This is a genomic window from Pseudomonas sp. M47T1 (assembly GCF_000263855.1).
In the GTDB taxonomy this organism is placed as follows: Bacteria; Pseudomonadota; Gammaproteobacteria; order Pseudomonadales; family Pseudomonadaceae; genus Aquipseudomonas.
Genome location: NZ_AJWX01000022.1, coordinates 75972 through 102219, shown reverse-complemented (window position 1 = coordinate 102219; position 26248 = coordinate 75972). Strand labels below are relative to the sequence as shown.

The following is a 26248-nucleotide window of genomic DNA, read 5'->3' as shown; positions in this document are numbered from 1 at the left end:
CGCACCTGCCTGTGCGAGCGTATGGAGATTTGATGAGAGTTGATCTGGATTCGTCGGCTGGCGACCTGCACGCCTTGCCGCGCTTCGTGCGCGCCGGCTGGCAGGCACGACGCCTGTTCGGCCTGATGCTGGGGCTGGGGGCGCTGCTGTTGCTGGCCCTGCTGGGCGGTATTTTCATCGAGCTGTTCACCCGCGACACCCTGTGGTTGCCGCTGCTGTGCGGCGTGGCGGCCAGCTGCCTGACGCTGCTGGGCGCCAGCCAGTGGGCCTGGCGTATTGCCCAGTGGCGGCAGGCAGCACTCGATGGCAAGCCCCTGGCTGGGCACGCTACCGAATGGGTGCAGGATGAACCCGCCGGTGCCTACGACCGCCTGCTTGACCGTGCCGGCGATACCCTGGCGCTATGGCTGGAACGCCTGGGCGTCGGCGCGCTGTGGTTGATGGCCGCCAGCGTGCTGGCCATGCTGTTGGTGGACTACGGCTGGAACCTGAACCTGGCCCCCCAGGCAATAGGCCAAAGCGCCTACGCCATCGCCGCCGTTTTGCTCGTAGTAGCCTTCGCCCTGTTGGTACTGGAGCGCCACCTCAGCGCCACCGACCCGCAGGAATGGCCAGAGGCCTCGGGGCTGGCGCTGCAACTGCGTATCACCCTGGCCAGCCTGTTACTGGCCGCCACCTGCCTGTTCTTCGCCAACGGCGAGGCGGTGTGGCCACTGCGCGTGGCGGTACTGGCCGGGCTGCTGCCGGCCCTGGCGGCACTGGAACTGCTGCTGCGCGCATTGCTGTCGGTGTTCAGCCCGCAACGCGCCAGCCTGGAACCGCAAATGGTCGCCGACAGCCTGGTGGCCGGCCTGCTGCACTGGCCACCGCGCCCGCTGCGCCGCCTGCAGGACGAGATGCAACAGCGCTTCGGCATCGACCTGCGGCAGATCTGGGCGCTGGGCTTCATGCGCCGCGCCAGCCTGCCGGTGCTCAGCCTGATCGCGGTGATCGGCTGGCTGCTGAGCGGCGTCACCCAGGTGCCCATGAACGGCCGTGCCGTTTACGAGCAGTTCGGCAAACCCGTCACCGTCTACAACCCCGGCTTGCACGTGGGCCTGCCATGGCCGTTTGGCCAGGTGCGCGCGGTGGAAAACGGCGTCATCCATGAACTGGCCACCAGCGCCGAAGGCGGCGCCAGCGACGACCAGAGCAGCGCCGACGGCCCTGCCCCAGTCAGCGCCAACCGCCTGTGGGACGCCTCGCACCGCGCCGAGAAATCCCAGGTCATTGCCAGCAGCGCCGGTGACAAGCAAAGCTTCCAGGTGGTGAACATGGACGTGCGGTTCGTGTACCGCATCGGCCTCACTGACCAGGCAGCGCTGGCCGCTACCTACAACAGCGCCGATGTACCGGCGCTGATCCGCAGCACGGCGAGCCGTGTGCTGGTGCATCAACTGGCTGGCCGTGAGCTGGACGACATGCTCGGCGAGGCCCGCGCGCAACTGGGCGACGAAATCGGCAAGCAGGTGCAGGCCGACCTCGACCGCCTGGACACCGGTGTGGAACTGCTGGCCACGGTGGTGGAAGCCATTCACCCGCCGGCCGGTGCCGCCGACGCCTACCACGGCGTGCAGGCCGCGCAGATCGGCGCCCAGGCGCTGATCTCCCGTGAGCGCGGCAACGCCAGCGTCACCACCAACCAGGCCCACACCGATGCCAGCATGGCCACCGACAACGCCCAGGCCGGCAGCGCCGAGACCCTGAGCACCGCCAAGGCCGCCGACCTGCGCTTCGGTGCCGAACTGCAGGCCTGGCACAGCGCCGGCCAGGCGTTCATCAATGAACAGTATTTCAGCCAGCTGGCGCAGGGCATGGCCAACGCCAAGGCGTTGATCCTGGACCACCGCATTGCCCGGGACGAGCCGCCAACCCTGGACCTGAGAACCTTTGCCGCGCCGGTCGACCCCGGCCAGCCACGCCAGTAACGGCCCGCAGGAGTAATGATTTTGAGTTCATCGCATAACCACGCGGGCCACGATCACGCCCACGACCATCACGATCATGACCACGCGCACCACGGCCATGATCACGACGACGCCACGCCGTCGCGCCCCTGGAAGCGCATTGGCATCGCCGCGTTGCTGGTGCTGTTTGCCGCCGCCACCGCCTGCCTGGTGCAGGTACGCAGCGGCGAAGCCACGGTCATCACCCGCTTCGGCAACCCCTCGCGCGTGCTGCTGCAACCGGGCCTGGCCTGGCGCCTGCCGATCCCGTTCGAATCCGCCGTACCGGTGGATCTGCGCCTGCGCACCACCTCCAGCGGCCTGCAGGACGTGGGTACCCGAGACGGCCTGCGCATCATAGTGCAGGCGTATGTGGCCTGGCAGGTGCAGGGCGACAACGCCAACGTGCAGCGCTTCATGCGCGCCGTGCAGAACCAGCCCGACGAAGCCGCGCGGCAGATCCGCACCTTCCTGGGCTCGGCGCTGGAAACCAGCGCCAGCGGCTTCGACCTGTCGGCGCTGGTCAATACCGACGCCAACAAGGTGCAGATCGCCGACTTCGAAGACCACGTGCGCCAGCAAATCGCCAAGCAGTTGCTCGACACCTACGGCGTGCGTGTGCTGCAAGTGGGCATCGAACGCCTGACTTTGCCGGCCGTGACCCTCAACGCCACCGTGGAGCGCATGCGCGCCGAGCGCGAGACCATTGCCACCGAGCGCACCGCCGAAGGCAAGCGCCAGGCCGCCGAGATCCGTTCGGCCGCCGAGCGCGACGCACGCATCCTGCAGGCCGACGCCACGGTGAAGGCCGCTGACGTCGAAGCGCAGTCACGGGTGCAAGCTGCGCAAATCTACGGCAAGGCCTACGCCGGTTCGCCCGAGCTGTATAACTTGCTGCGCTCGCTGGACACCCTGGGCACCATCGTCAACTCGGGCACGCGCCTGGTGCTGCGCACCGACGCCGCGCCGTTCCGTGCCCTGGTGGACGGCCCGCCGCAATTGGCGGCCCCGGCCAACGCGGGCAACGGTGCCAAGCCATGAGTGGTGCCGCCCCCGCGCCCCGCGTGCCCAGCCCGTGGATGCAGGCCGGGCGCCTGACCTTCCTGGCGCTGTACGGCGTGACCCTGCTGGCCGCCTTCGGCTGGGCCGTCTCAAACATCCGCCAGGTGGGCCCCGAAAGCCGCGCCGTGGTGCTGCGCATGGGCGCCCTGGAGCGCATCCACAGCGCCGGCCTGCTGCTGGCCTGGCCCCGCCCGTTCGAACAGGTGGTGATGCTGCCCTCGGCTGACCGGGTGATCGAACAGCGGGTGGAAACCCTGCTGCGCGAGAACCAGACACGCAACATCGACCCCAACACCTCGCCCAATAGCGACGCGGTGGCGGGCGCCGGTTACCTGCTGACCGGTGACGCTGGCGTGGTGCAACTGGACGTGCGCATCTTCTACAAGGTCGTCGACCCGTACCAGTATGTGCTGCAAAGCGCCAACATGACCGCGGCACTGGACCGATTGGTCGCCCGCAGCGCCGTGGCGGTCTCCGCGTCCCGCGACCTGGACACCATCCTGGTGGCGCGCCCCGAACTGGTGGGCAGCGACAGCCAGGCCGCCGAGCGCCGCGAGCGTCTGCGCGGCGACCTGATGCAGGGCATCAACCACAGCCTCGACGCCTTGCAGGCCCAAGGCGCCGGCCTGGGCGTGCACATCGAACGTGTGGACCTGCAATCGAGCCTGCCCGACGGCGCGGTCAATGCCTTCAACGCGGTGCTCACGGCCAGCCAGAAGGCCGAACAGAACATCGCCGCAGCCCGAAACGACTCGGCCAAGGTCACCCAGGCCGCCACCCAGGAGGCTGACCGCACCCTGCAAGTGGCCCATGCCCAGGCCAGCGAGCGCCTGGCCAAGGCCCAGGCTGATACCGCCACTATCGCCAGCCTGGCCCAAACCCAACGCGACCACAGTGACCCGGGCCTGCTGCAGCGCCTGTACCGCGAGCGTATCCCGGCCATTCTGCAAAAAGCCGGGTCGGTCACCACCGTCGATCCCCATGACGACGCCCGTCTGATTCTGCAAGGCAGCCAACCATGAGTGCGCATTCGCATCACCACCACGGCCATGCCCACCATGGGCACTCCCACGGCCACCTCACCGGCGGCATGCTCAGCGTCGACGAACGCCGCAGCGCTGCCCGCCAGTTGAGCCTGGCGATGATCGCCCTGGGCCTGCTGGCCCTGGGCCTGGGCTGGCACTGGTTCGACCCGCAGCAAGACGGCGTGGCGCAGATTCTGTTCGGCGTGGCCTCGTTGCTGGTGGCCATCCCGGTACTGCGCTCGGCCTGGTTCAGTATCCGCCACCCCAGCCTGCATGGCCTCACCGACCAGTTGGTGGCCGTGGCGCTGCTGGGCGCCTGGGCCACCGGTGACCTGCTGACCGCGGCGCTGTTGCCCATTCTGATGATCTTCGGCCACGTGCTTGAAGAGCGCAGTGTCATCGGCTCCCAGGAGGCCATCGAGTCACTGGGCAAGCTCACTCGCAGCCATGCACGGCTGATCGCCAGCGACGGCAGCATCAGCGAAGTGGACAACGCCAGCCTCAAGGCCGGCGATCAGGTGGAAGTGCGCGCCGGCGACCGGGTACCGGCCGACGGCCGCGTGCTGGAAGGCCAGGCCAGCCTCGACACCGCGCCCATCACCGGTGAGTCGGTACCGGTCCAGGCCGCCCCGGGCATGGACGTGTTCGGTGGCGCCATCAACCTGGATGGCCTGTTGCGCATTGAGGTGTCGCGCACGGGCGAAGATTCCACCCTGGGCAAGGTCATTGCCCTGATGCAGAAAGCCGAGCAGTCGAAGCCGCCCATCACCCGTCTGCTGGAGCGCTATGCCGGCCAGTACATGGTACTGGTGCTGATGATTGCGGCCGTGACCTGGTTCATCACCAACGACCCGCAGGCCATGCTGGCCGTATTGGTAGCCGCCTGCCCGTGTGCGCTGGTGCTGTCGGCACCGGCCACGGCCATCGCCGGCATTGCCGTGGCGGCTCGCCATGGCATCCTGATCCGCAGTTCGGCGTTCCTGGAAGAGTTCGCTGACCTGAGCTCGCTGGTGATCGACAAGACCGGCACCCTCACCTACGGCGCACTGCACCTGCAACGCCTGGAGTGCACGCCGGGCAGCACGGCCGAGGAGTCGACCCTGCTACACCTGGCCGCCAGCCTTGGCGCGGCCAGCAGCCACCCGGTCAGCCGCGCCCTGGCCACGCTGGTGCCCCAGGACGCCTACCACCCCCTGGAGCAACTGCGCGAGCGCCAGGGCCTGGGCGTGATCGCCCAGACCACGCACGGTGAAGCCGCCCTGGGCCGCGCCGAGCTATTCCAGCAACTGGGCATCGACCTGCCGCCGGTGCCCGAGCATGATGGCCCCATCGCCGGGCTGGCGCTCAACGGCCGCTTCCTGGCCTGGATGCTGCTGGCCGACCAGGTACGCCCCGAGGCCGCCGCGGCCATGGCCGACCTACGCGAGTTGGGCCTGGGCCGGCAACTGCTGCTGACCGGCGACCGCCTGCCCGTGGCCAATGCCCTGGCGGCCCAGGTGGGCATCAAGGACGTAATCGCCCAGGCGCTGCCTGAAGACAAGCTGCACCGGGTGACCAACGAGATCGCCAACGGCTTCCGGCCACTGGTGGTGGGCGACGGCATCAACGACTCACTGGCCCTGAAAGCCGGCGTGGTGGGTGTGGCCATGGGCGCCGGCGGCGCCGACATCGCCCTGGCCTCGGCCGACATCGTGCTGATCGGCAGCGATCTGCGACGCCTGGGCACCTGCGTGCGCCTGAGCCGTCAGTGCCGGCGTACTTTGCAGGTCAACGTCGCCATCGGCCTGGGCTGGACCCTGGCCATCGTCGCCGCGGCTGCCTTCGGCATGTTGGGCGTGGCGGGCGCAGTGGTGGCGGCCTTGCTGCACAACTTGAGTACTTTGCTGGTGCTGGGCAACGCCGGGCGCCTGCTGCGCATCGAAGAGCCGTTGAAGTAAAGACGCAGGCGCGCCACTGACGCCGCGCACTGCCTGACACACCGCATCGCAAGACGTAGCCTTCAACAGCGGTTACAGGCGACCGCGCAGGGCTATGGGGCGGTACAGGTTGCGCAAGCCGTATTTGTCGCGGTACTCGCTCAACGCGTAGCCCGTCACCCGCTGAAATATCTTGCGCAGCGCGCCGACGTCCTGGTAGCCGACGCTGGCGGCGATCTGATCGACGTTGCGCTGGCTGGTCTCCAGCAAATGGCACGCACGGGCAATCCGCAGGTGCTGGCAGTACTCGGTAGGCTTGAGCCCGGTGCAGGCATGGAAGCGCCGCAGGAAGGTACGCGGCTCCAGCCCGGCGCACGCAGCCATTTCATCCAGGGTCACGCCCATAGCGCGGTTACCCTGCAACCACAATTGCACCTTCAGCACCGCCGCATTGCCATGTTCCAGCCGCGGCTGGAATGGGCTGGGCGGCAACGGTTCGTCACGCATCGGCACGTGCAGCCAGCCGTGGGTTTCCACCGCCAGCGACGCGCCCCAGTAATGGGCCAGCACCGCCAGGCCCAAGTGCTGCCACGCCAAGGTACCCGAGGACGTCACCAGGTCGCCCTCATCCACCGCCACCTCATGGGGCAGCACCTTGATTTGCGGGAAGTGCGCCGCCAGCGCCATGGCGTGATCCCAATGCAAGGTGGCCCGGCGACCTTGCAGCAAACCGGCCATTGCCAACAGCCACGCCCCTGAACACACCGCCATCAACAGCGCGCCACCGGCGTGCCAGCGGCGCAACGCCGCCAACCAGGGTGCCAGCGCCTCGGCATCAAGCAGGCCCGGCCCCGACAACGGCGGCACGAACACCACGGTGGGCGAAACACCCTGATCCTCAACAGCCAGTAGCTCAAGCTGTAACGATGACGTTTTCGCCATGCCCAACTCACCCGCCACCTGCTGGGCGCGGGCGAACAGATCGATCAGCCCGGCCTGGCACAATGGCTCGGCGCCAGGGTACTGCAGCACGCACAGGCGCGGCAGGGCACGCTCGGGAAAGTCTGTCATTTTTCACTGCCTTCTACGCGGATGTGCCTATGCTACCCAAACAGGCCGACGGCAGAGAAGCGCTTTAAAACACCACATTGCGCACAAACCGCACCGCCACCTCCCCCTCGTTACGATAGCCATAGGCACGATGGCTGGCGAACATGAAAAACTCACCGGCGGCGATATGTTGCACGCCGCCGTCCAACTCCAGCGTCAGGCGGCCTTCGTAGACAAAGATCTGCTCGCTGAAGCCCTGGGCATCACACGAGCTCTGGTACTGCTCGCCGGGGGCCAGGCACCACTCCCACAGCTCCACTTCGCGCCGCGCCGGGGCGCTGGCCAGCAACACGGCCTTGCTGCCCGGCTGGCTGCCGGCCCAGGCCAGTTCATTGATGCGCCCCGGGTCGCGGTTGTCAGGGGCGCGGATCAAATCGCTGAACACCACATCCAATGCCTCGGCCACGCGGTCCAGGGTACCCAGGCTGACATTCTTCTCGCCAGCCTCGATAGCCACCAGCATGCGCCGGCTGACCCCTGAGCGCTCGGCGAGCGCACTCTGGCTCAAACCGGCGGCGTGGCGCAGGCGACGGATGTTGTGGCTGACGTGTTGCAGCACCGAGGTGCGCGGGGGGGAGTCTGGGGGCACGGGTTGCGAGCTCTGCTAAGGGCGTATGCGCAGTATATTGCATCGCCCCCGTGCCTGTCGGCTCAGCTGGCCTTTGCCAACTGGCCTGCGCAATTGCGGCGCACGAACGGATAGGCCACGCCCAGTACCACGAACCACAGCGGCGTGAAGCACAGCGCCTGGCGCGTGTCGTCCTTGAGGGTCAGCAGCCCCAGGATCAACGCGAAGAACGCCAGGGTCACCCAGCACATCAACGGGCCGCCAGGCATCCGGTAGGTCGAGGCCTGATGCAATGCCGGGCGCTGCTTGCGATACACCAGGTAGGACACCAGGATGATCGTCCAGACAAACATGAACAGCAGCGCCGACAAGGTGGTCACCAGGGTAAACGCGTGCATCAGGTCGGGCACCAGGTAGATCACCCCCACGCCCAGCAACAGGCACGCGCAGGAGAACAGCAGGCCGTTGGAAGGCACCGAGCGCTTGGACAGGCGCTTGAACGAACGCGGGGCGTCGCCTTCCAGGGCCAGGCCGAACAGCATGCGGCTGGTGGAGAAAATACCGCTGTTGGCCGACGATGCCGCCGACGACAGCACCACGAAATTGAGGCAGGCCGCAGCCGCCGGAAAGCCGGCAATCAGAAACAGTTCCACGAACGGACTCTTGTCGGCCACCACCTCACGCCACGGTGTTACCGCCATGATGGTCACCAGCGCCAAGACGTAGAACAGGATGATACGCACCGGAATCGAGTTGATCGCGCGTGGCAAGGTGCGGTGCGGGTCCTTGGTCTCGGCGGCCGCGGTGCCCACCAGTTCGATACCGACGAAGGCGAAAATCGAGATTTGGAAGCCGGCGAAGAAGCCCATCCAGCCATGGGGCATCAGGCCACCGTCATTCCACAGGTTGGACAAGCTGGGGCCATGCCCCGCCAACGACGCCGGCGCGCTGGCCACCAGGTAAATGCCGGTGATGACCAGCAGCGCAATGGCCACCAGCTTGATCATGGCGAACCAGAACTCGATCTCGCCAAACAGCTTTACGGTAATCAGGTTCAGCGACAGCAACAGGCCCACGCACGCCAGCGCCGGAGCCCACTGGGGTGCATCGGGAAACCAGAAGTGCGCGTAGCTGGACACCGCGATCACGTCGGCGATGCCCGTCACGATCCAGCAGAACCAGTAGGTCCAGCCGGTAAAAAAACCGGCCCAGGGGCCCAGCAGGTCGGTGGCGAAATCGATGAACGACTTGTACGCAAGGTTGGACAGCAGCAACTCGCCCATGGCACGCATCACGAAGAACAGCATGAAGCCAATGATCATGTACACGAACAGGATAGAGGGGCCGGCCAGGCTGATGCTTTTGCCCGAGCCCATGAACAGGCCCGTACCAATGGCACCGCCAATGGCTATCAACTGGATGTGGCGGTTGGACAAATTGCGTTGCAGCGTGGACTCGTGGGGCGATGTCGCCGTTGGATCTGGCATGCGGGCTTCCGGTCTGGACAGTATTCTCGGCGCGTACCTTGCCACGGAATGCGTCTGCGCTCCAGAACGTGTGACAGCCCGCCGCAAGCGCCGAGCCGTCTGGGGCGCGGCTCAGAGCGTGTGTTCTTCGTCCAGCGCCGCCACGCAAACGCGGTATTCCACGAACAGCGTGTACACCAGCCACGCCACCAGCGGCAGTGCTTCGGCCTTCAGCATCAGCACGAAGGGCTGCTGCGTGGAGGCCAGGGTGTCCGCCGTGACGTCGCGAGGCTGGAACTCGAACGCCGGACGCGCCGCCTTCAACGCGTTGAACTGCTCGTCGAACAGTGCCTGGCGGCCGAATGTCAAGGTGACCTCGTCTTCGGGGCCCGGGGGGTTGATGGTGATGGTGGCCACCAGGCGAAACGTGGCGTAATCGCTACCACCGTGAAAGGCAAAGCCTTTCATGATCACTGCGTCGCCCTGGCGCTGATAAAAAGGCGTGCCTTCGATGGCAATGTCGCAGGCGGTGCCGCTGTCGCCTTCGGCCGTGATGAGTTCGATGATGCCTTGCAGCACCATGAAGCCATAGAAAACCGCGTTATTGGCGATGATGGCAGTCAAGTGGATCGTCCTGTATCGGTGAAGCTGCGAATTCCATTCAGCCAAGGCGGGCGTGGGCAGGGCCACGCGCGCGATCAACCGACAGAATGTATCATCACCGTTACACCCTGAATGCCCGCTGACATACTTCGCAAACATTTCCTCCGCAAACGCCTCCCCCGGTCGCAGACCGCATGATGATCTGGCTTGTGATCTCACCGCTGCGGCTGCGTGATGTCCCAGCGCTAAGCTTAGGCATTTTCGGTATTTGGTATATACCAAACACCATATTATAAAAGGTCACCTTCAACACCGAACAGGCCTCCACCGTCATGCTGTCACTGCGGATCATGCTCGAATACTTCCACCCCTGGCCCAACTCAGCCGGCTTCTACGTGGCACGCGAACGCGGTTGGTACGCCGACGCCGGCCTGAACGTGGAACTGTGCGTGCCAGACCCCGAGCGTGGCGACAGCCTGCAACACCTGCTGGACGGCGCGGTGCAATTGAGCGTATTCCCCAGCAACCGCCTGCTGGTACGCCGCGACCTGGGCCAGCCGCTCAAGGGCGTGGCGGCCATCAACCACGCAGGCCTGGAAGCCTTCCAGACCCTGCGCGAATTCAATATCCAGCGCCCGCGCGACCTGATGGGCAAGCGCCTGGCCATGAACCCCACCCCCCGGGGCCTGGCCATGGTCCGCGACCTGGTGCGCAAGGACGGCGGCGATCCCGACGCGGTGGTTATTATCGACGCCGGTGCTCGCGAACTGCGCCCCGAAGAACTGGATGCAGGCCTGGCCGATGCCAGCTTCGGCGGTTACTGGGCCTGGGAAGCGCTGATGGACAGCCCGGTGCCCGCGGCGCGTCGCGTCGTCCACCCAGTCAACGGTTGGGGCGCACCGGCCTATCACAGCTACCTGCTGGGCGCTCGCGAAGACTGGATCGCCGCCCACCCCGAAGTATTGCGCGCCTTGCTCGCCGCCACTGCCCGCGGGTTTGAAAGCGTGGCGGCCGAGCCCTTGCTGGCCCGCGAGGCCTACGAGCGCGTGATCCCCTATTTTCCCGGTGCGCTGATCGAGCGCTCGCTGAACCATATCGCCCCCACCTGGCTGCACGAAGGCCGCTTCGGCGTTCAACGCCAGGCCCTGATCGAGCCCTATGCCCACTGGCTGCACGCCCACGGTATCCTCCAGCACCCCGAGGCGTGGCACTCGGCAACCACCAATGACTACCTGCCCGGAGAGGCGCCATGAATCAGCCGCTGCACAGCCATGGCCTGGCCGGCGAGCAAGTGGCGCCGGTGTGGGCGCCGCTGACCGACGCCGAGTTGCGCCCGCTGCTGGCCCGCTACCCGCAACTGGGCGCGCTGCAAGCCATCGACTGGCACAGCCCACGGCCTTTTTCAGCGGCGGCGCTGGTGACCAGCGAGCACGGCGAGTGGTTCGTGAAACGTCATTTCCATCGGGTGCGCAGCGCTGCCTGGTTGCAGGAAGAACACGCCTTTATCCAGCACCTGCGTGCGGCCGATATCAGCGTACCGGCCGTGCAGCTCAGCGCCGAGGGCAGCAGTGCCATCGAGGTCGGCCCCTGGACCTATGAAGTGCACGCCCGCTCGGCCGGTGATGACCTGTACCGCGATGCCCAGTCATGGTCTGCGTTCCACAGCGTTCACCACGCCGGCGCCGCCGGCCAGGCCCTGGCCCGTTTGCACCAGGCCGCCGAAGGTTTCAACGCCATGCCGCGCCAGGCAAACGTACTGACCAGCCGCTGCCACGCTTTTGTCCAGCCCGACCTGCTGGCGGCAGTGGCCGCTCAGATTCAGCGCAGCCGCGCCCTGCAACGCTACCTGGCTGGCCGTGACTGGCGCGCCGAGCTGAGCCGGGCGCTGCTGCCAGCCCAGCGCGCGCTGCTGCCGCACCTGGCCACGCAAGCGCCGCTGTGGACTCATAACGACTGGCATGCTTCGAACCTGCTGTGGCGCAATGGTGAGGTCAGCAGCGTGCTCGACTTCGGCCTGTGTGACCGCACCTATGCCCTGTACGACCTGGCCACCGCGCTGGAACGCAATGCCGTCCCCTGGCTGGAACTGGACAGCGGCGGCAGTGCCCGCGCCGACCTGGCCACAGTGGACGCGTTGCTGGACGGTTACGCCCGCATCCGGGCGTTGCCCGTGGCCGCCATCGAGGCGCTGGTCGCCTGGCTGCCCGTGGTGCACGCCGACTTCGCCATTTCCGAGACCGAATACTTCGACGGCATCCTCGACGACCGCGCCAGCGCCGACATCGCCTGGGGCCAGTACCTGCTGCGCCACGCCGACTGGTTCCTGGGGCGCGAAGGCCAGCGCCTGATCGCGCACCTGCAACAGCGCAAGGCAGACTGGTCATGAACACCCTGCTGGTGGACGTTGCCTGGCTGGCGGCCCACAGGCACGAACCTGATGTGGTGATTCTCGACGCCACGGTGGACCTGAGAGCGCCGCACTTCGATGGTGACTATCAGGTGGCCAGTGGCAAATCCGGCTGGTTCGCCGAGCACGTGCCCGGCGCCCGCCATGCCGACCTGCTTGAGCGCCTGCACGCAACGCAGGCCAGCTACAGCTTCGCCATGCCGCCCCCGGCACGCCTGGCCGAAGGCCTGCAGGCGCTGGGCGTCGCTCACCACAGCCGCGTGGTGATCTACGACCGCACCGACGGTTTCTGGGCCGCGCGTCTGTGGTGGATGCTGCGCAGCGTCGGCCTGCAGCCGGTGATTCTGGATGGCGGCCTGAACGCCTGGCGCAACGCCGGCCTGCCACTGCACGCCGGCCCGCTGCCTGCGCCCATGGCGACTGCGCCCTTGACCCTGAGCCCGCAGCCCGGCTACTGGGCCAGCCTTGCCCAGGTGAAGGCAGTCAGTAGCGGCCAGGCGCCGGGGCACCTGATCTGCGCGCTGTCGCAGGCGGTGTTCGAGGGCGCCACGGCCACCCGCTACAGCCGCCGCGGGCATATTCCCAACAGCCTCAACCGCCCGGCGCGGCAACTGTTCGACGACCACGGCCGCTACCACCCGCCTGCCGTGCTGCGCGAACGCCTGGCCGTGGACGCCTTGCCGCAACCTTTATTGTTGTACTGCGGCGGCGGCATTAGCGCTGCCGCCACCGCCTTCGCCCTGGCCCTGACCGGCCGCGTTGACGTGACCTTGTATGACGGCTCGCTGCAGCAGTGGAGCGCAGACCCCGCCTTGCCAATGACCACCGGAGCAGCTCCGGCCTGAATCCCTGATGGCGTGTCTGGTGACCTGGCGCGGGCCTTTTCGACCCGCGCACGGTAGCCTGCGCCCCAGGAAAATAATCTTGAGTGTCAAGGAGCTGCGCCATGTTTCGCCCCCTTCCCTTCCCGGCACGCCTACTGGTGTCGAGCATTGCGCTCGCCTCCGGTTGGGCCACCGCGGAAGAACCCCTTACCCTGGGCACAGTCACCGTGGTCGGTGACTCGCCCGACAGCTACCGGGCTACCCATGCCTCGGTGACCGGCACGGATGACGCCCCGTTGCTGGACACCCCCGCCGCCGTGTCGGTGTTCAACACCCAATTGCTGCAAGACCAGCAGGCACGCCTGCTCAGCGAAGTGCTGCGCAACGACGCGTCGGTGGGCGACAGCTATGCCCCGGTGGGCTACTACGAAAACTTCGTGATCCGCGGCTTCTCGCTCAACGCCGCCAGCAGCTACAAGATCAACGGCCGCACCATTACCGGCGAGCAGAATGTGGCCCTGGAGAACAAGGAACAGGTCGAAGTGCTCAAGGGCCTGGCCGGCTTGCAGAGCGGTGTCAGCGAACCCGGTGGGGTGATCAACTACGAGACCAAGCGGCCGACCGAGGTTAAATCGGTCACCGTGTCCACCGATGAACAGGGCGGCCGCTACCTGGCCACCGACCTGGGTACCTGGTTCGGCAGCGAGCAACAGTTCGGCATTCGTACCAACCTGGCCCACGAAGACCTGCGTTCCTACGTGGACCATGCCGACGGCACCCGCGACTTCGGTTCGGTGGCGTTCGACTGGAACATCGACCCGCGCTCCAGCCTGCAACTGGACGTGGAGTACCAGCACCGCGAACAGCGCTCGGTACCGGGCTATCAACTGCTGGGCGGCACCGAGGTACCGCACCATGCCGACCCCCATGACCTGCTGGGCTACCAGAGCTGGTCGAACCCGGTGGGCATCACCTCGCTGAACATGGAAGGCCGTTACCAGTACCGCCTGACCGATGACTGGAAGGCGCAGCTGAGCCTGTCGCGCAGCCGCGTCATCATCGATGACTACAGCGCCTTCCCCTGGGCCTGCTACGGCACGGCCAGTTGTGCCAATGACCCGGTGCCCAACCACTTCAGCAGCACCGGCGACTACGATATCTATGATTTCCGCAGCCCCGACGATACCCGCCGCAACGACGAAGCCGAAGCCTGGCTGAGCGGCGAATTCTCGACTTTCGGGCTGCGCAACGAGTTGGACGTGGGCCTCAGTGCCTTCCGCCGCACGGTGGACCAGCGTGACGCCATCAACGAGTACGTGGGCAGCGGCAACATCGACGCCACGCCGCCCACCTACACGCCCTACCAGGGCGCGGAGAACCACACCTACCGGCACTTGGACAGCCGCCAGTACGGGCTGTTCGTCAACGACCGGCTACACCTGAACGAGCAATGGCAACTGGTGCTGGGCGGCCGCGAAGTACGCCTGGACGAGAAGGCCTTCGACGCCGACGGCGATACCACCCGCCACACGCAAATGTGGGAGTTCCTGCCCAACCTGGCGGTGATCTATAAGCCCACCGACAACCTGTCGCTGTACACCCGCTACAGCAAGGGCTTGTCCTTGGGCAGCGAGGCGGCGTGGTTCACCACCAACGCCAACGAGACCCTGGCGCCGACGATCTCTCGACAACTGGAACTGGGCATCAAGCAGGACTGGCAGCGCCTGAGCCTGGGCGCAGCACTGTTCCAGATTACCCAGGCCTATCAGTTCTCGCGGCCCAACGGCGACGGCACCTTCACCTATGTGCAGCAGGGCAAACAGAAAAACATTGGCCTGGAGCTGACCGCCAGTGGCCGCGCCAGCGATAATCTGCAACTCAACGCCAGCGTCGCCGCCACCCGTGCGCGGGTCACCGACACCGGCATCGATGCCTACGAAGGCCACCAGGCCATCAACGTGCCCCGGCTGCGCGCCAGCTTCTACGGCGACTACAGCGTGCCGGGCATCGACGGCCTGGCCCTGCTGGGCGGCGTGCAGTACAGCGGCAAGAAATACGCTAACCGTGAGGGCACGGTGCAGGTCGGCGACTACGCGGTGTTCAACGCCGGCAGCCGCTACACCACGCGCCTCGAGGGCTACGAAACGGTGTTGCGCCTAAGCGTCGATAACCTGTTCGACAAGCGCTACTGGCGCGACGTGGGCGAGTTTGCCGGCGACGATTACCTGTTCCTGGGCGCACCGCGTACCGCGCGGCTGTCGGCCACCGTCAACTTCTAAGAGAGAACTGCCATGTCCAACCTGGAAATATTCGCTGTACTGGTCAACGTCCTCGGCGTGTGGCTGACTGCCCGCCGTACCCCCTGGTGCTGGCCGGTGAGCGTGGTCGCGGTGCTGCTCTACGTGTGGATTTTCTACGACGTGAAGCTGTATTCGGACATGCTGCTGCAAGTGCTGTTCGCCTTCCTGCAAGGCTACGGCTGGTGGCGTTGGCGCACGGGCCGCGTGGCCGAGGGCAAGGTCCGCATCGAGCCGCTGCCACTGCGCCTGGCGCTGATCAGCCTTGCGGCCGGCGCCATGCTGTCGGTGCTGTTGGGCGCTGGCATGGCGCACTTCACCGACGCTGCGGTGCCGTGGCTGGACGCAACCCTGACCGGTTACAGCCTGGTGGCCAGCTACTGGGCCGCGCGCAAGTTTGTCGCCAGTTGGTGGCTGTGGATCGCGCTGGATGCGGTGTACACCGCAATGTATTACATCAAGGGCCTGCCGCTGACGGCGGTGCTGTACGCCGGTTTCATACTGCTGGCCATCTACGGCCTGCGCGCCTGGCAACGTGACCTGGTCCGGCAACCGGCCCCGGGCCGCCCACTGGAAGCCTCGGTGTGAACATCGCCAAGCGCATGCGCCTCAACGGCCTGCGGCAGAACACCGTGGGCCACACGGCCATGGGCCTGTGGCGCCACCCGCGCAGCCAGGCGCACCTGTACCGCACGCTCAAGCACTGGACCGACACGGCCCGGTTGCTGGAGCATGGCGCCTTCGATGCGCTGTTCATCGCCGACGCCCTGGGGCCGCTGGACGTCTATCAGGGGCAGGTGGACGCCGCCCTGCGCGACGGCATCCAGTCGCCCTGCGGTGACCCGTTGATGCTGGTCAGCGCCATGGCGGCGGTCACCCGGCGCCTGGGTTTTGCAGTGACGGTGTCCACCACCTACACCCAGCCCTACGCCCTGGCCCGCACGCTCAACACCCTGGACCACCTCACCCAGGGGCGGATCGGCTGGAACATCGTGACCTCGGCACTGGACAGCGCCGCACGCAACCTGGGCCATGACCAGCCGCTGGAGCACGACCAGCGCTATGAACGTGCCGAAGAATTCATGGACGTGGTGTACGCCGCCTGGGAAGGCAGCTGGGCCGATGACGCGGTGGTGATGGACCGCGCTGCAGGCATGTTCGCCGACCCGGCGCGGGTGCAGCCGATCGCCCATCAGGGGCACTACTTCTCGGTGCCGGACATTGCCTTGGGTGAGCCATCGCCACAGCGCACCCCAGTGCTGTTCCAGGCCGGCAGTTCGGGGGCTGGCCAACGCTTTGCCGCGCGCCACGCCGAGGGCGTGTTCCTGTCCAGCTACGACCCGGCTATCACCCGTGGGCTGGTGGACGCCCTGCGAGCCCAGGCGGTGCAGCAAGGTCGCGACGCTGACGCGCTGAAAATCTTCAACATTGTCACCGTCATCACCGCCCCCACTGACGCCGAGGCCCAGGCCAAGCTGCACGACCTGCAGCAGTACGCCAGCGTGCAAGGCAGCCTGGCGCGCTACAGCGCCCTGCTGGGCCTGGACTTTGCCGCCATGCCGGCCGATCAGCCGCTGGCCTACAGTGAAACACCCGGCATTCGCGGGCTGCTGGAGGTCTTTACACGCCTGGACCCTGCGCGCACCTGGACGCCCCGGGCCATCGCCGAGTTCGTCGCCATCGGCGGTGGCGGCCCGGTGATCGTCGGCTCGCCGGCCACCGTGGCCGATGAACTGGAGCGCTGGATGCAGGTGGCCGACATCGATGGTTTCAACGTCGCCGACCCGGTACCAGGGCTGACCCTGGTGGACTTCGTCGACCTGGTGGTGCCCGAACTGCAGCGCCGTGGCCGCGTGTGGACTGATTACGCAGGGGCCACCTTGCGCGAACATTTCGGCAGCGGCCCACGGCTCGGTGACAAGCACCCAGCGGCGCGTTACCGTCAGCGCCTGCCCGCAACCACCGGCCCGCTGCCATGAGCATCAAACCCGCCCAATCCCAATACCTGCGCATCAGCGATCAACTGGCCGAAGACATCGCCCACGGCCGCCTGGCCCCGGGCGAGCGCCTGGCCACCGAGCGCGACATGGCCGAGCATTTCGGCTGCACCCGCGTCACCCTGCGCCAGGCCCTGCAACGCCTGGAAGCCCAGGGCACGCTGTACCGCGGCCATCGACGCGGCTGGTTCGTAGCCCCAACACCTATCCGCTACGACCCCACGCGCATCACCGGTTTCATGGAGTACGTCAGCGCCCAGGGCCGCGAGCCGCGCACCGAATGCCTGCTGGCCGAACAGCGCCCCGCCGGTGCGTGGCTGGCGCAGCGCATGGGCATTGGCGCCCAAGACCTGGTGTTCTACCTGCAGCGGCGGCGCTGGGTGGATGCCCGGCCGGTATTGCTGGAAACCAATGTATTGAACCCGTCTTGGTGCCCCGGCTTGCTGGAGCACCGCCTGGACGGTTCGTTGACCGCCTTGCTGCGTGAGCATTATGGGCAGCAACAGGCGCGCAGCCAGATCAACCTCAAGCCGTGTTTGCTGGATGAAGGGCAGAGTGCGGAGCTTGAGATTGCGAGTGGGTCCAGTGGGTTGTACCTGGAGCGCGTGTGTTTTGCCCAGGATGGCAGCATTGTTGAATTCGACCGCGAGTTCTGGCGGCCGGATGCGGTGGAGGTGACACTGTCAATCGATCGCTGAGTTCCTGTAGCAGCCACTAACCCCCTGGGAGCGGGTTCTACCCGCGAAGAAGGTCCCGCGCAGTTGCTGGCATACCGCAGTGTACGCTTCGTGGGCAGAGCCCACTCCCACAAAGACAGTGGCTGCTTGGCAGCTCATTTATTCGCGCAACCCGCCCTGGCAACACTGCAACGCCACTGTCATCAATTGATGCACCCGCCCCACCGTCAACCCCAGCCGCTTACTGATCTGCGCATGGGTCATGCCTTCCAGCTGGCGGTGCACGAACACCGCCTTCGCCTGCCCCGCCAGCCCTTCCAGGCGCCGATCGAGGGCCAACAGGCTCTCACTCGGCATCAGGTGTTCCTGCGGGGAGTGCCCGCAAAATCAGAAGCCTCCTACACTCAAGTGAAGACGATACTGGCAAAAACTAATCAAACGATACTTTTTCAAACAATGGTTCAACAGCAATTAGTTTTACGCCCGTTGGCGATGATTCAAGCAAGCGCTTTTCGCCCGTTCTTTTCTGCACGGATATAACGAAACCTTCTTCTGCCGAAAATCGGCCAGCCACATCACGCACCACCGTCCCGGCATCCAGGTGTTCTACGTCGATGGAGCACCACCGCTTGTTGTCCTTGCACACCTGCACTCTGAACAAACCCACTGCAACCTCCCTATCGTGTTAATCGAGAGGCCCACCCAAACGGGGCCCCCAGTCTTCAACCTGTACCTGCTCCAACCTGCGCGCCACCAGCCGCTGCCAGGACGGCACCAACGGCAACGCTCCCAGGCCCTCCAACTCATCACGGTCCAAGGTACGCCGGTACAGCACGGACACCACGCGCGCCAGGTTCCAGTCCGGGCAAGGCCGGGCAACCAGGGTAAACACATCCCCTGCACACAGCTGCCCCTCTTCCGCTACCCGGTAATACCACCCCGTCATCCCCATGTGCTGCATGCGCAAGGCCATGTCCGGTACGGCAAAGCGGTCGTTGAGCTTCCAGCATGGCTGGCGCGTCTGGCTGACTTCGAGCAACGCGCTGCCGCAGCGGATCACATCACCCAGGCAAACGGTCTCTTCAGTCATCCCCGTAGTGGACAGGTTTTCGCCGAACGCGCCCGGCTGCGCCAGCAACGGATGCTGGCCCAGCCGCCCCTGCCATTGCGCGTAATGCTCCCTGGGGTATTGATGGATGGCCTTGTCCACACCGCCATGAATGCGCAGGTCACCCTGTTCGTCGCCTTCGAGCCCCAGAAACAAGGCCGCCGTCGCGCCGCTCAGGGGTGCCTTGGCGATGGCGCTGCGGGTGCCATGGCGCACAAAGGGAACGGCCTTGCCGACCAGCAACGCGTCCAGCCGCCCCAACGCCATCAGGCCTCACCTTCCCCGACCGGCAGGTCAAGCCAGTCGGCGAACATCTGCTGACTCAAGCGCACAAGGTCATCGCTCACCGCTGCGGCCTGGGCGCGCAACGTACAAGGATCAATGCCCGCCGCCTGCAACTCCGCCGCATGCCCCACCAACCAGGCTTCCAGCTGCCGTGGATCGGCTTCAGGGTGGAACTGCAGCGCCAGCACGGCGTTGCCCACGCTGAAGGCCTGATAGGGGCAGTCCTGCGAACTGGCAAGGTGGGTGGCGCCCACAGGGATCTGGAACTGATCGCCATGCCAGTGCAGCACGGGGCCCGCGCCCTGCAACGGCGCCAACACGGACTGCTGACCCGCCGCAGTCAGGGTCAGCGGCGCGTAACCGATCTCCTTGATGCCCATGGGTTTGACCTCTGCGCCCAGCGCCCGGGCGATCAATTGCGCCCCCAGGCACACGCCCAGCAGCTTTCTGCCGTTGGCGATGCGTTGCTGAACCAGGCGCAGCGCATGGATCAGATAGGGGTAACTGGCGTCGTCGAACGCCCCGACAGGCCCGCCAAGCATGATCAACAGATCCGGCTCTGCCGGATCCAGCTCTGCCAGCGCCTGCAATGGCGCCTCAATGACCCGAATCCGGTAACCGCGCTGCTCCAGCACCGCCGCGTACACACCCAACCCTTCAAAGGGCACATGCCGTATGACCCACGCGCTTTTCATATTTGTACCAATACAATATAGTGAATGTATGAATACATTATTGACCTCTGGCTCCACTGCTGTCGAGATTGCTGAATCCATTGAGCGCGCTATCCGTGCCCAGGAAATTGTTACCGGGCAACTGCTGCCGGCCGTTCGACTGCTGGCCAGTCAGTTGCAGGTCAGTCCCAACACCGTGGCAGCGGCGTACAAACTGTTGCGCAACGCCGGCTGGGTGGACACTGATGGCCGCCGCGGTACCCGGGTGGCCGAACAGGGCGTCACCCAAGTGGCACGGCATGCGCTGCCTGGGCATTTGCGTAATGCGGCCAGCGGTAATGTCGATGGCCGATTGTTGCCGCGTCTGAACGGTGACTGGCTGGCGCAATGGCCTGCCGACACCGGCCATGACCTGCAGGGGGATGATCCTGGGTTGCTGGAGGTGGCCAGGCAATGGCTGCTGGAGCAAGCAGTGCCTGGCGAGCATATCGGCGTTTTCCACGGCGCCATGGACGCCATGGAAAAAGCCCTGCGCGCCCACTGCCGCCCCGGCAACCGGGTGCTGGTTGAAGACCCGTGCTGGCCGCCGGTACTGGCGTTGCTGGCCAACCTGCGGCTCAAACCGGTGGCCCTGCGGGCCGATGAGCTGGGCGCCTGCCCGCCCGGTACCGACCCACTGCGCGAAGTTGCCGCCGTTATCCTCACCCCCAGGGCACAGAATCCCACCGGGCATTCCTTTTCGTCCGCTCGCTGGCAGGCGTGGAGCATCGCGCTGCAGGACGCTGCCGACACCTTGCTGATCCTGGATGATCATTGGGGGCCGCTGAGCCAGGCCGAGCCGCCCCTGTTGGCCCCGCTGCCGGCGCGCTGGGTGCACATCACCTCGGTGAGTAAATTCCTCGGCCCTGACCTGCGCCTGTCAGTGGTGGCGGCCAACGCGCACCTGCTGGCCGACATGCAGCGGCTGCAGGCGGTGGCATCACGCTGGGTGAGCCACCTGCTACAGCGCATCGCGGCCAGGTTATGGCAAGCAGCAATAACCGATGGGCAGCTTCAGCGCGCGGCCATGAGTTATGCGCAACGGCGATCGACATTGATTCAGGCGCTGAACGCCCAAAGCGTCACCTGCGAGCCAAGCGCCGAAGGCCTGCACCTGTGGATTGGCGTTGCCGATGAGACATCGGCGGTGCAGGCACTGGCGTCCTATGGTTGGGCGGTCCAGGCCGGCAAGCCGTTCCGGCTGGGTGAAGGTGCGCAGATCCGCGTGAGCATCGCCAACCTGGACATGGACGACCTGCCGGGGCTGGCGAAGGATGTGAGCAAGGCGCTGCGGGTCAGCCACAAGCCGGTGTATTGATTCCACGCATGGCCGGCGTGGTTCTGTGGGACGCGGTTTTAGCCAGAAAAGACAGTGGCGGCTACAACGCCGACGTAGCAGCAACTGTCTAGGTGGGAGGGGTAGCTGCCGAAGGCTGCGGCGCGGGCAATGGCGGTGTCAGGCACGCCGTGGCGTCCGTGACGCGACCTGGCGCCCGCTGCTACACGGGGCGCGGTGAACCCTGAAAATCTCGAGCGCGGGTTGTGATTTCCCGTGGCAGCAACTGCCTTACGCGCAACCACTGCAGGAGCCGAGCTTGCTCGCGATGAGGCCGGACCTGACTCGCCGAGGCGTATAAATCGTAGTAGCCCCTGCCGCCTTGCTGGCAATGAACGCGTAGGCCATGCCAAGAACATGCATCAACAGCATCATCAATAACGTATTAGATTCACTATACGCATATTAGCTTAGAACAAAACAAACCTTCACAACCCCCTCTCACGCCGTCTAACGTCACCCCATACAGCCCGACCCTACGCTGCGGAGGCCTGCTTCCTCCACAGCCACGAGGGCTACCCATGAGCACCGCACCACACTCGCTGAACCAACTGCTGGCCGAGCTGCACGCTGAACGTGTGAGCACCTGGGACCCGGCCGCCCTGCAAGTCAATATCGACCAGCGCCAGCGCCTGGTGGACCAGGCCCCCGGCCAGCCCTTCGTGCGCAAGGGCGACACGCTGGCGCCCTTTACCCTGCTCAAGGTGGAAGGCGGCGAACTGGGCCTGGACACCCTGGTGCGACGCGGGCCTGCGGTGCTGGTGTTCTTCCGTTTCGCCGGCTGCCCGGCGTGCAATATCGCCATCCCCTATTACCAGCGCCATCTGCAACCCGCGCTGCAGGCGCGGGGCGTGCCGCTGGTAGCGGTGAGCCCGCAGGTGCCTGAACGGCTGATCGAGATCAAGCAGCGTCACGAACTGACCCTGCAAGTGGCCAGCGACCCGGACAACAGCCTGGCCCGCCGCCTGGGCATCCTCTACAGCTTCGACGAGGCCTCGCGCGCGGCCGCCGAGGCCAAGGGCTCGAGCATCGACGCGGTGACCGGCACCGGCACCTGGGAACTGCCGCAGCCCACCGTGGTGGTCATCGGCGCCGACCGCCAGGTGCACTTTGCCCAAGTCAGCCCCGACTGGCTGGTGCGCACCGAAGCGCAGCCGATCATCGACGCAGTGGACGCCCTGCTCACCCCCACCCAAGCCACCGCCTGACAACACGACAAGGAGCCCCGACCATGGGCGCGCAACACGCCATCGCGATAGAACCCTCGATTATCGTCACCGCGCTGGAACCCACTCTGGGCGCGGAAATCAGTGGCATTGCCCTGGACAGTCCGCTAAGTCCGGCCCTGCGCGATCAAGTCCACGGCCTGCTGCTCAAAGAGCCAGGCGCTGGTGGCGTTGTTGCTCAAGGCGTACAGCAACCCCGAGTATCACGTACGTTTCAAATGGACCGAGGGTGCCATTGCCTTTTGGGACAACCGCGCGGTGCTGCATTACCCGGTGTACAACTATGGCGATTTTCCGCGGGTGATGGAGCGGGTGTTGATTGCTGATGACGACATCCCCCACCGTAGGCGGTGATTTCTTTCTGTAGTTTGAGGTGTGGCTGCGACGTGTTCGTCTTGAGGGTTTCTTCGTGCTTGAGATCGAGCGCCGCCCGCGCGGCGCTTCGCGGGTAGAACCCGCTCCCACGTTTGTTTCGGGCCAGTTTTGTCTGTGGTATTGCCTGGTTAGCCTTGTATTTTCACTGCAGATTTGCGGTGGTGCGACAAGGCGGCCAAGGTGATCTCCAAGGCATAACTGGCCCGAAACAAACGTGGGACCGGGCTCTGCCCGGGAAGCGCCGCGCGGGCGGCGCGCGATCGCATGAACACCCAAAAAACATCGGCATGCACCTGCCAGCCCCACCGCTTCCAACCCTACGTCATCCTACAACATCAAATCATCACCAAACCCAACCACAATAACAAAAACCTCTCTAAACCAGCTATCAACCCTGCGACACCCGGTCACTTTGACACCCTTAAAAATTATCATAGCCGTTACAATAAAAGCAGTGGTACGATGACTGACCCGTGATGAGCCAGACGATACTCCAGTATCGCGCCCTCTTTGCCGCGCAGGTTTTGCGCCCGCCGGCCCGATGTGACCAGTCCAATTAGAGCAGCCCCAAGGCCTGCCACCCCCTCAGCACCGATGCGGCCAACCGCCCCTTGTGCCTTTCCCCATCAGCGGAAAGCCAGGCCTTGGGCTGGGCGCTTTTCGAGGGGGTTTGCACAGCGTTTCGAGCGCTTGGCCGTTGTCTTGCCTCGTCCGGATTTTGCAAGCCGCTAAAGTGAGCCCCCTTATGTTGTTAGCCTCGCAGACATCCCGAAGAAAGTTTCTGCTGTCCTCCCTGATTGCCTTGCCGGCCATGGGCGTGGTGGTCAAGGGCCTCAGCGCCGCCATGGCCGCAGACCTGGTGGCCCCCACCCTCGAGACCTACCGCCCGACGTTTTTCGACCCGGCCCAATGGGCCTTCATCATGGCCGCCTGTGACTGCCTGATACCCGGCGGTGGACGCGGCCCCGGCGCGCTGGAAACCAACGTACCGGTGTTCCTGGACCAGCAACTGGCGGGCGACCTGGGCAGCGAGATCTACCTCGAAGGCCCGTTTGACGTCAAAGCCCCCGCCACCCTGGGCTATCAATTGCCCTACCGGCCACAAGAGGTCTACCAGAAAGGCATCGAGGCGGCTCAGGCCTGGTGCCAGCACACCCACGGCGCCAACTTCGCCGCCCTGGATGAAGCCGGGCGCGTCGATGCGCTGAAGCGGTTGTCGTCGGGCGAGATCAATTTCGCCGACTTCGGCGAAAGCATCCTGGGCGCCAAGCTGTTCTTCGGTGAGCTGCTCAAGCACGCCAAGCAGGGCTACCTGGCCGACCCCATCTACGGCGGCAACAAAGGGATGAAGGCCTGGATCGCGATCGGCTTCCCCGGTGCGCGTGCCAGCTACCTGGAATGGGTGGCGCAGCACAACGTCAAGTACCCCCTGGGTCCCGTCAGCCTTAGCGGCGAACGCGGCTGAACGCCCCCTGCGCCCCACTTTATCGAGAGTTTTATGGCAACTATTACCAATGACGAAGTCGACGTCATCGTCGTCGGCATGGGCTGGGCTGGCTCGCTGATGAGCATCGAGTTGGCCCAAGCCGGCCTCAAGGTCCGCGCCCTGGAGCGCGGCGAAGACCGCACCAACGCCGACTTCGGCTACCCCAAGCCTGCGGATGAATACGCCTACGGCGTGCGCAACAAGATCATGGTCACCCCCAAGGACGGCGCCCTGACCGTGCGCCACAGCATCCACGACACCGCGCTGCCCACTCGCCAATGGGGTGCCTTTGTGCCCGGTACCGGCGTGGGCGGCTCGGGGCTGCACTGGACGGGGGTGCTGATCCGTCCCACGCCCACCGATATCAAGCTCAAGACGTACGCCGACCAGGCCTACAAGCCCGGCCAACTGGGCGAAGGCATGCAGGTGCAGGACTTCCCGTTCACCTGGGAAGAGATCGAACCGTACCTGGACCGCTTCGACAAGATCTGCGGCCTGTCGGGCAACACCGGCAACCTGCGCGGCACCCTCATCCCTGGTGGCGACCCGTTCGAGGGGCCTCGCTCCTTCCCGCATCCGCTGCCGCCCATGGAGGACACGCTCAACAACACGATGTTCGCCGACGCGGCGCGCAAGCTGGGCTACCACCCCTTCCCCAACCCTTCGGCCAATGTGTCGCGGGCCTGGACCAACCCGTATGGGAACCAGATCGCGCCGTGCAACTACTGCGGCTATTGCAGCAAATACCCGTGCCTGAACTTCTCCAAGGCCTCGCCGCAAACTGCGGTGCTGGATTCGCTCAAGCGCATGGAAAACTTCTCCTACCGCACCAACGCCAACGTGCTGCGCGTGGACCTGCACCCGGACGGCAAGACCGCCCGCGGCGTGACCTACGCCGACGGCCAGGGCAACGAAGTGTTCCAGCCAGCCAAGATCGTCGTGCTGGCCGCCTTCCAGTTCGTCAACGTGCGCCTGATGCTGTTGTCGAAAATCGGCACGCCGTACGACCCGGTCAGCGGCAAAGGCACGGTGGGACGCAACTACGCCTTCCTCAGCAACGGCGGCACCACGCTGTTCTTCAAGGATAAACACTTCAACCCGTTTGCCACCGCAGGCGCCACGGGCCAGCTGTTCAACGACGTGTCCCCGGGCAACTTCGACGGCCCGGGCCTGGGCTTCCTGGGCGGCGCCAAGATCCAGAGCGCGCAAGCCACCGGCACGCCCATCGGCACCTCACTGCCCAGCGGCACGCCGGAATGGGGCCAGGGCTGGAAAGACGGCATGGTCGACTGGTACGGGCACTCGATGAAAATCGGTATCACCACCAGCTGCATGTCCTACCGCGACCACTACGTGGACCTGGACCCGACCTATAAAGACCCGTGGGGCCAGCCCCTGCTGCGCATCACCTTCGACTGGAAACAGAACGAGCTGAAACTGCAGCAGCATCTGCGCAAGATCGTGCTGGGCATCACCCAGGAACTGGCGCCGGACAGCTACAGCGAAAGCTACCTGGCCATGGACTCGCACTGGGACATCACCAAGTACGTGTCTACCCACAACGTGGGCGGCGCGGTGATGGGCGACTCGCCTGAAACAAGCGCCCTGAACCGCTACCTGCAAAGCTGGGACGTGCACAACGTGTTCGTGCCGGGCGGCAACGCCTTCCCGCAGAACTTCCAGGCCAACCCCACCTCCATGATCGGCGCGCTGACGCTGTTCGCGGCCCAGGCCATCAAGGACCTGTACCTGAAAAACCCTGGCCCGCTGGTGAGCGCATGA

At 65.6% G+C, this 26248-nt stretch carries 24 protein-coding genes; 16 read left to right on the top strand and 8 right to left on the bottom strand.

The genetic code is table 11. The annotated features are described in order from the left end of the window. Positions 1 to 32 precede the first annotated feature (32 nt). The 4 genes from hflK (PMM47T1_RS21065) (at position 33) to PMM47T1_RS21050 (ending at position 6009) form a co-directional block, all read left to right on the top strand. Positions 33 to 1967, top strand: a complete 1935-nt coding sequence (gene hflK / locus PMM47T1_RS21065) for a protease modulator HflK (RefSeq protein ID WP_008372789.1) — start codon at positions 33 to 35, stop codon at positions 1965 to 1967. Between the two features lie 15 nt (positions 1968 to 1982). After that, on the top strand, positions 1983 to 3026 hold the full coding sequence (hflC, locus tag PMM47T1_RS21060) for a protease modulator HflC (protein ID WP_008372787.1): 1044 nt from the start codon (positions 1983 to 1985) through the stop codon (positions 3024 to 3026). Further along, on the top strand, positions 3023 to 4069 hold the full coding sequence (gene hflK / locus PMM47T1_RS21055; RefSeq protein WP_008372785.1) for a protease modulator HflK: 1047 nt from the start codon (positions 3023 to 3025) through the stop codon (positions 4067 to 4069). The genes hflC and hflK (PMM47T1_RS21055) overlap by 4 nt, the downstream gene beginning before the upstream one ends. Before the next feature lie 68 nt (positions 4070 to 4137). After that, positions 4138 to 6009, top strand: coding sequence for a cation-translocating P-type ATPase (locus PMM47T1_RS21050; protein WP_050990446.1), 1872 nt, complete (start codon positions 4138 to 4140; stop codon positions 6007 to 6009). 72 nt (positions 6010 to 6081) lie between these two features. Here the strand turns inward: PMM47T1_RS21050 and PMM47T1_RS21045 are convergent, their stop codons facing one another. The 4 genes from PMM47T1_RS21045 to PMM47T1_RS21030 all read right to left on the bottom strand — a co-directional run bounded on the left by PMM47T1_RS21045 (position 6082) and on the right by PMM47T1_RS21030 (position 9756). Beyond that, on the bottom strand, positions 6082 to 7059 hold the full coding sequence (locus tag PMM47T1_RS21045; RefSeq protein ID WP_008372781.1) for a GlxA family transcriptional regulator: 978 nt from the start codon (positions 7057 to 7059) through the stop codon (positions 6082 to 6084). Between the two features lie 64 nt (positions 7060 to 7123). Beyond that, on the bottom strand, positions 7124 to 7687 hold the full coding sequence (locus tag PMM47T1_RS21040) for a helix-turn-helix domain-containing protein (RefSeq protein ID WP_008372779.1): 564 nt from the start codon (positions 7685 to 7687) through the stop codon (positions 7124 to 7126). Between the two features lie 62 nt (positions 7688 to 7749). Continuing rightward, positions 7750 to 9153 (bottom strand): D-serine/D-alanine/glycine transporter, encoded by a 1404-nt coding sequence (cycA, locus tag PMM47T1_RS21035; RefSeq protein WP_043301330.1) that lies wholly within the window; start codon positions 9151 to 9153, stop codon positions 7750 to 7752. Positions 9154 to 9264: 111 nt separating this feature from the next. After that, on the bottom strand, positions 9265 to 9756 hold the full coding sequence (locus PMM47T1_RS21030; protein ID WP_008372775.1) for a hypothetical protein: 492 nt from the start codon (positions 9754 to 9756) through the stop codon (positions 9265 to 9267). A 311-nt stretch (positions 9757 to 10067) separates the two neighbouring features. Between PMM47T1_RS21030 and PMM47T1_RS21025 the strand changes: the two genes are divergently transcribed. The 7 genes from PMM47T1_RS21025 (at position 10068) to PMM47T1_RS20995 (ending at position 17958) form a co-directional block, all read left to right on the top strand. After that, positions 10068 to 10988, top strand: coding sequence for an ABC transporter substrate-binding protein (locus tag PMM47T1_RS21025; protein ID WP_008372773.1), 921 nt, complete (start codon positions 10068 to 10070; stop codon positions 10986 to 10988). Beyond that, positions 10985 to 12121, top strand: coding sequence for a phosphotransferase enzyme family protein (locus tag PMM47T1_RS21020; RefSeq protein WP_008372771.1), 1137 nt, complete (start codon positions 10985 to 10987; stop codon positions 12119 to 12121). The genes PMM47T1_RS21025 and PMM47T1_RS21020 overlap by 4 nt, the downstream gene beginning before the upstream one ends. Further along, positions 12118 to 12987: a sulfurtransferase gene (locus tag PMM47T1_RS21015; protein WP_008372770.1), complete on the top strand. Its 870-nt coding sequence runs from the start codon at positions 12118 to 12120 to the stop codon at positions 12985 to 12987. Before PMM47T1_RS21020 ends, PMM47T1_RS21015 begins: the two co-directional genes overlap by 4 nt. Before the next feature lie 101 nt (positions 12988 to 13088). Further along, a complete protein-coding gene (locus tag PMM47T1_RS21010; RefSeq protein ID WP_008372768.1) occupies positions 13089 to 15245 on the top strand; it encodes a TonB-dependent siderophore receptor in 2157 nt (718 codons plus the stop codon). Between the two features lie 12 nt (positions 15246 to 15257). Beyond that, complete coding sequence (gene pnuC / locus PMM47T1_RS21005; RefSeq protein ID WP_008372767.1) at positions 15258 to 15851, top strand: nicotinamide riboside transporter PnuC; 594 nt, start codon at positions 15258 to 15260, stop codon at positions 15849 to 15851. Between the two features lie 2 nt (positions 15852 to 15853). Beyond that, on the top strand, positions 15854 to 17242 hold the full coding sequence (locus PMM47T1_RS21000; RefSeq protein WP_202947833.1) for an LLM class flavin-dependent oxidoreductase: 1389 nt from the start codon (positions 15854 to 15856) through the stop codon (positions 17240 to 17242). Next, complete coding sequence (locus PMM47T1_RS20995; protein ID WP_008372763.1) at positions 17239 to 17958, top strand: UTRA domain-containing protein; 720 nt, start codon at positions 17239 to 17241, stop codon at positions 17956 to 17958. The genes PMM47T1_RS21000 and PMM47T1_RS20995 overlap by 4 nt, the downstream gene beginning before the upstream one ends. Before the next feature lie 138 nt (positions 17959 to 18096). On the opposite strand, the gene PMM47T1_RS20990 is transcribed toward PMM47T1_RS20995, so the two are convergent. From PMM47T1_RS20990 to PMM47T1_RS20980, 4 genes are all read right to left on the bottom strand, one after another. After that, complete coding sequence (locus PMM47T1_RS20990) at positions 18097 to 18294, bottom strand: sigma factor-like helix-turn-helix DNA-binding protein (RefSeq protein ID WP_008372760.1); 198 nt, start codon at positions 18292 to 18294, stop codon at positions 18097 to 18099. A 73-nt stretch (positions 18295 to 18367) separates the two neighbouring features. Then, entirely contained in the window at positions 18368 to 18604 is a 237-nt protein-coding gene (locus PMM47T1_RS29930) for a hypothetical protein (RefSeq protein ID WP_157213063.1), read from the bottom strand. Positions 18605 to 18622: 18 nt separating this feature from the next. After that, positions 18623 to 19312 carry an MOSC domain-containing protein gene (locus PMM47T1_RS20985; RefSeq protein WP_008372758.1) on the bottom strand — a complete coding sequence of 230 codons (690 nt, stop codon included), beginning with the start codon at positions 19310 to 19312 and terminating at the stop codon, positions 18623 to 18625. Then, positions 19312 to 20025, bottom strand: coding sequence for a glutamine amidotransferase (locus tag PMM47T1_RS20980; protein WP_043301329.1), 714 nt, complete (start codon positions 20023 to 20025; stop codon positions 19312 to 19314). Before PMM47T1_RS20980 ends, PMM47T1_RS20985 begins: the two co-directional genes overlap by 1 nt. 28 nt (positions 20026 to 20053) lie before the next feature. On the opposite strand from PMM47T1_RS20980, the gene PMM47T1_RS20975 reads away from it, so the two are divergent. The 5 genes from PMM47T1_RS20975 to PMM47T1_RS20955 all read left to right on the top strand — a co-directional run bounded on the left by PMM47T1_RS20975 (position 20054) and on the right by PMM47T1_RS20955 (position 26248). Further along, positions 20054 to 21361 (top strand): aminotransferase class I/II-fold pyridoxal phosphate-dependent enzyme, encoded by a 1308-nt coding sequence (locus PMM47T1_RS20975; RefSeq protein ID WP_043301328.1) that lies wholly within the window; start codon positions 20054 to 20056, stop codon positions 21359 to 21361. A 539-nt stretch (positions 21362 to 21900) separates the two neighbouring features. Further along, positions 21901 to 22587, top strand: a complete 687-nt coding sequence (locus tag PMM47T1_RS20970) for a peroxiredoxin-like family protein (RefSeq protein ID WP_008372753.1) — start codon at positions 21901 to 21903, stop codon at positions 22585 to 22587. A 144-nt stretch (positions 22588 to 22731) separates the two neighbouring features. Continuing rightward, complete coding sequence (locus PMM47T1_RS20965) at positions 22732 to 22959, top strand: TauD/TfdA family dioxygenase (RefSeq protein ID WP_081492686.1); 228 nt, start codon at positions 22732 to 22734, stop codon at positions 22957 to 22959. A 766-nt stretch (positions 22960 to 23725) separates the two neighbouring features. Next, the gene (locus tag PMM47T1_RS20960; RefSeq protein ID WP_008372748.1) at positions 23726 to 24445 is read left to right on the top strand and encodes a gluconate 2-dehydrogenase subunit 3 family protein; all 720 of its coding nucleotides are present in this window, start codon (positions 23726 to 23728) and stop codon (positions 24443 to 24445) included. Positions 24446 to 24478: 33 nt separating this feature from the next. Next, positions 24479 to 26248, top strand: coding sequence for a GMC family oxidoreductase (locus tag PMM47T1_RS20955; RefSeq protein ID WP_008372745.1), 1770 nt, complete (start codon positions 24479 to 24481; stop codon positions 26246 to 26248).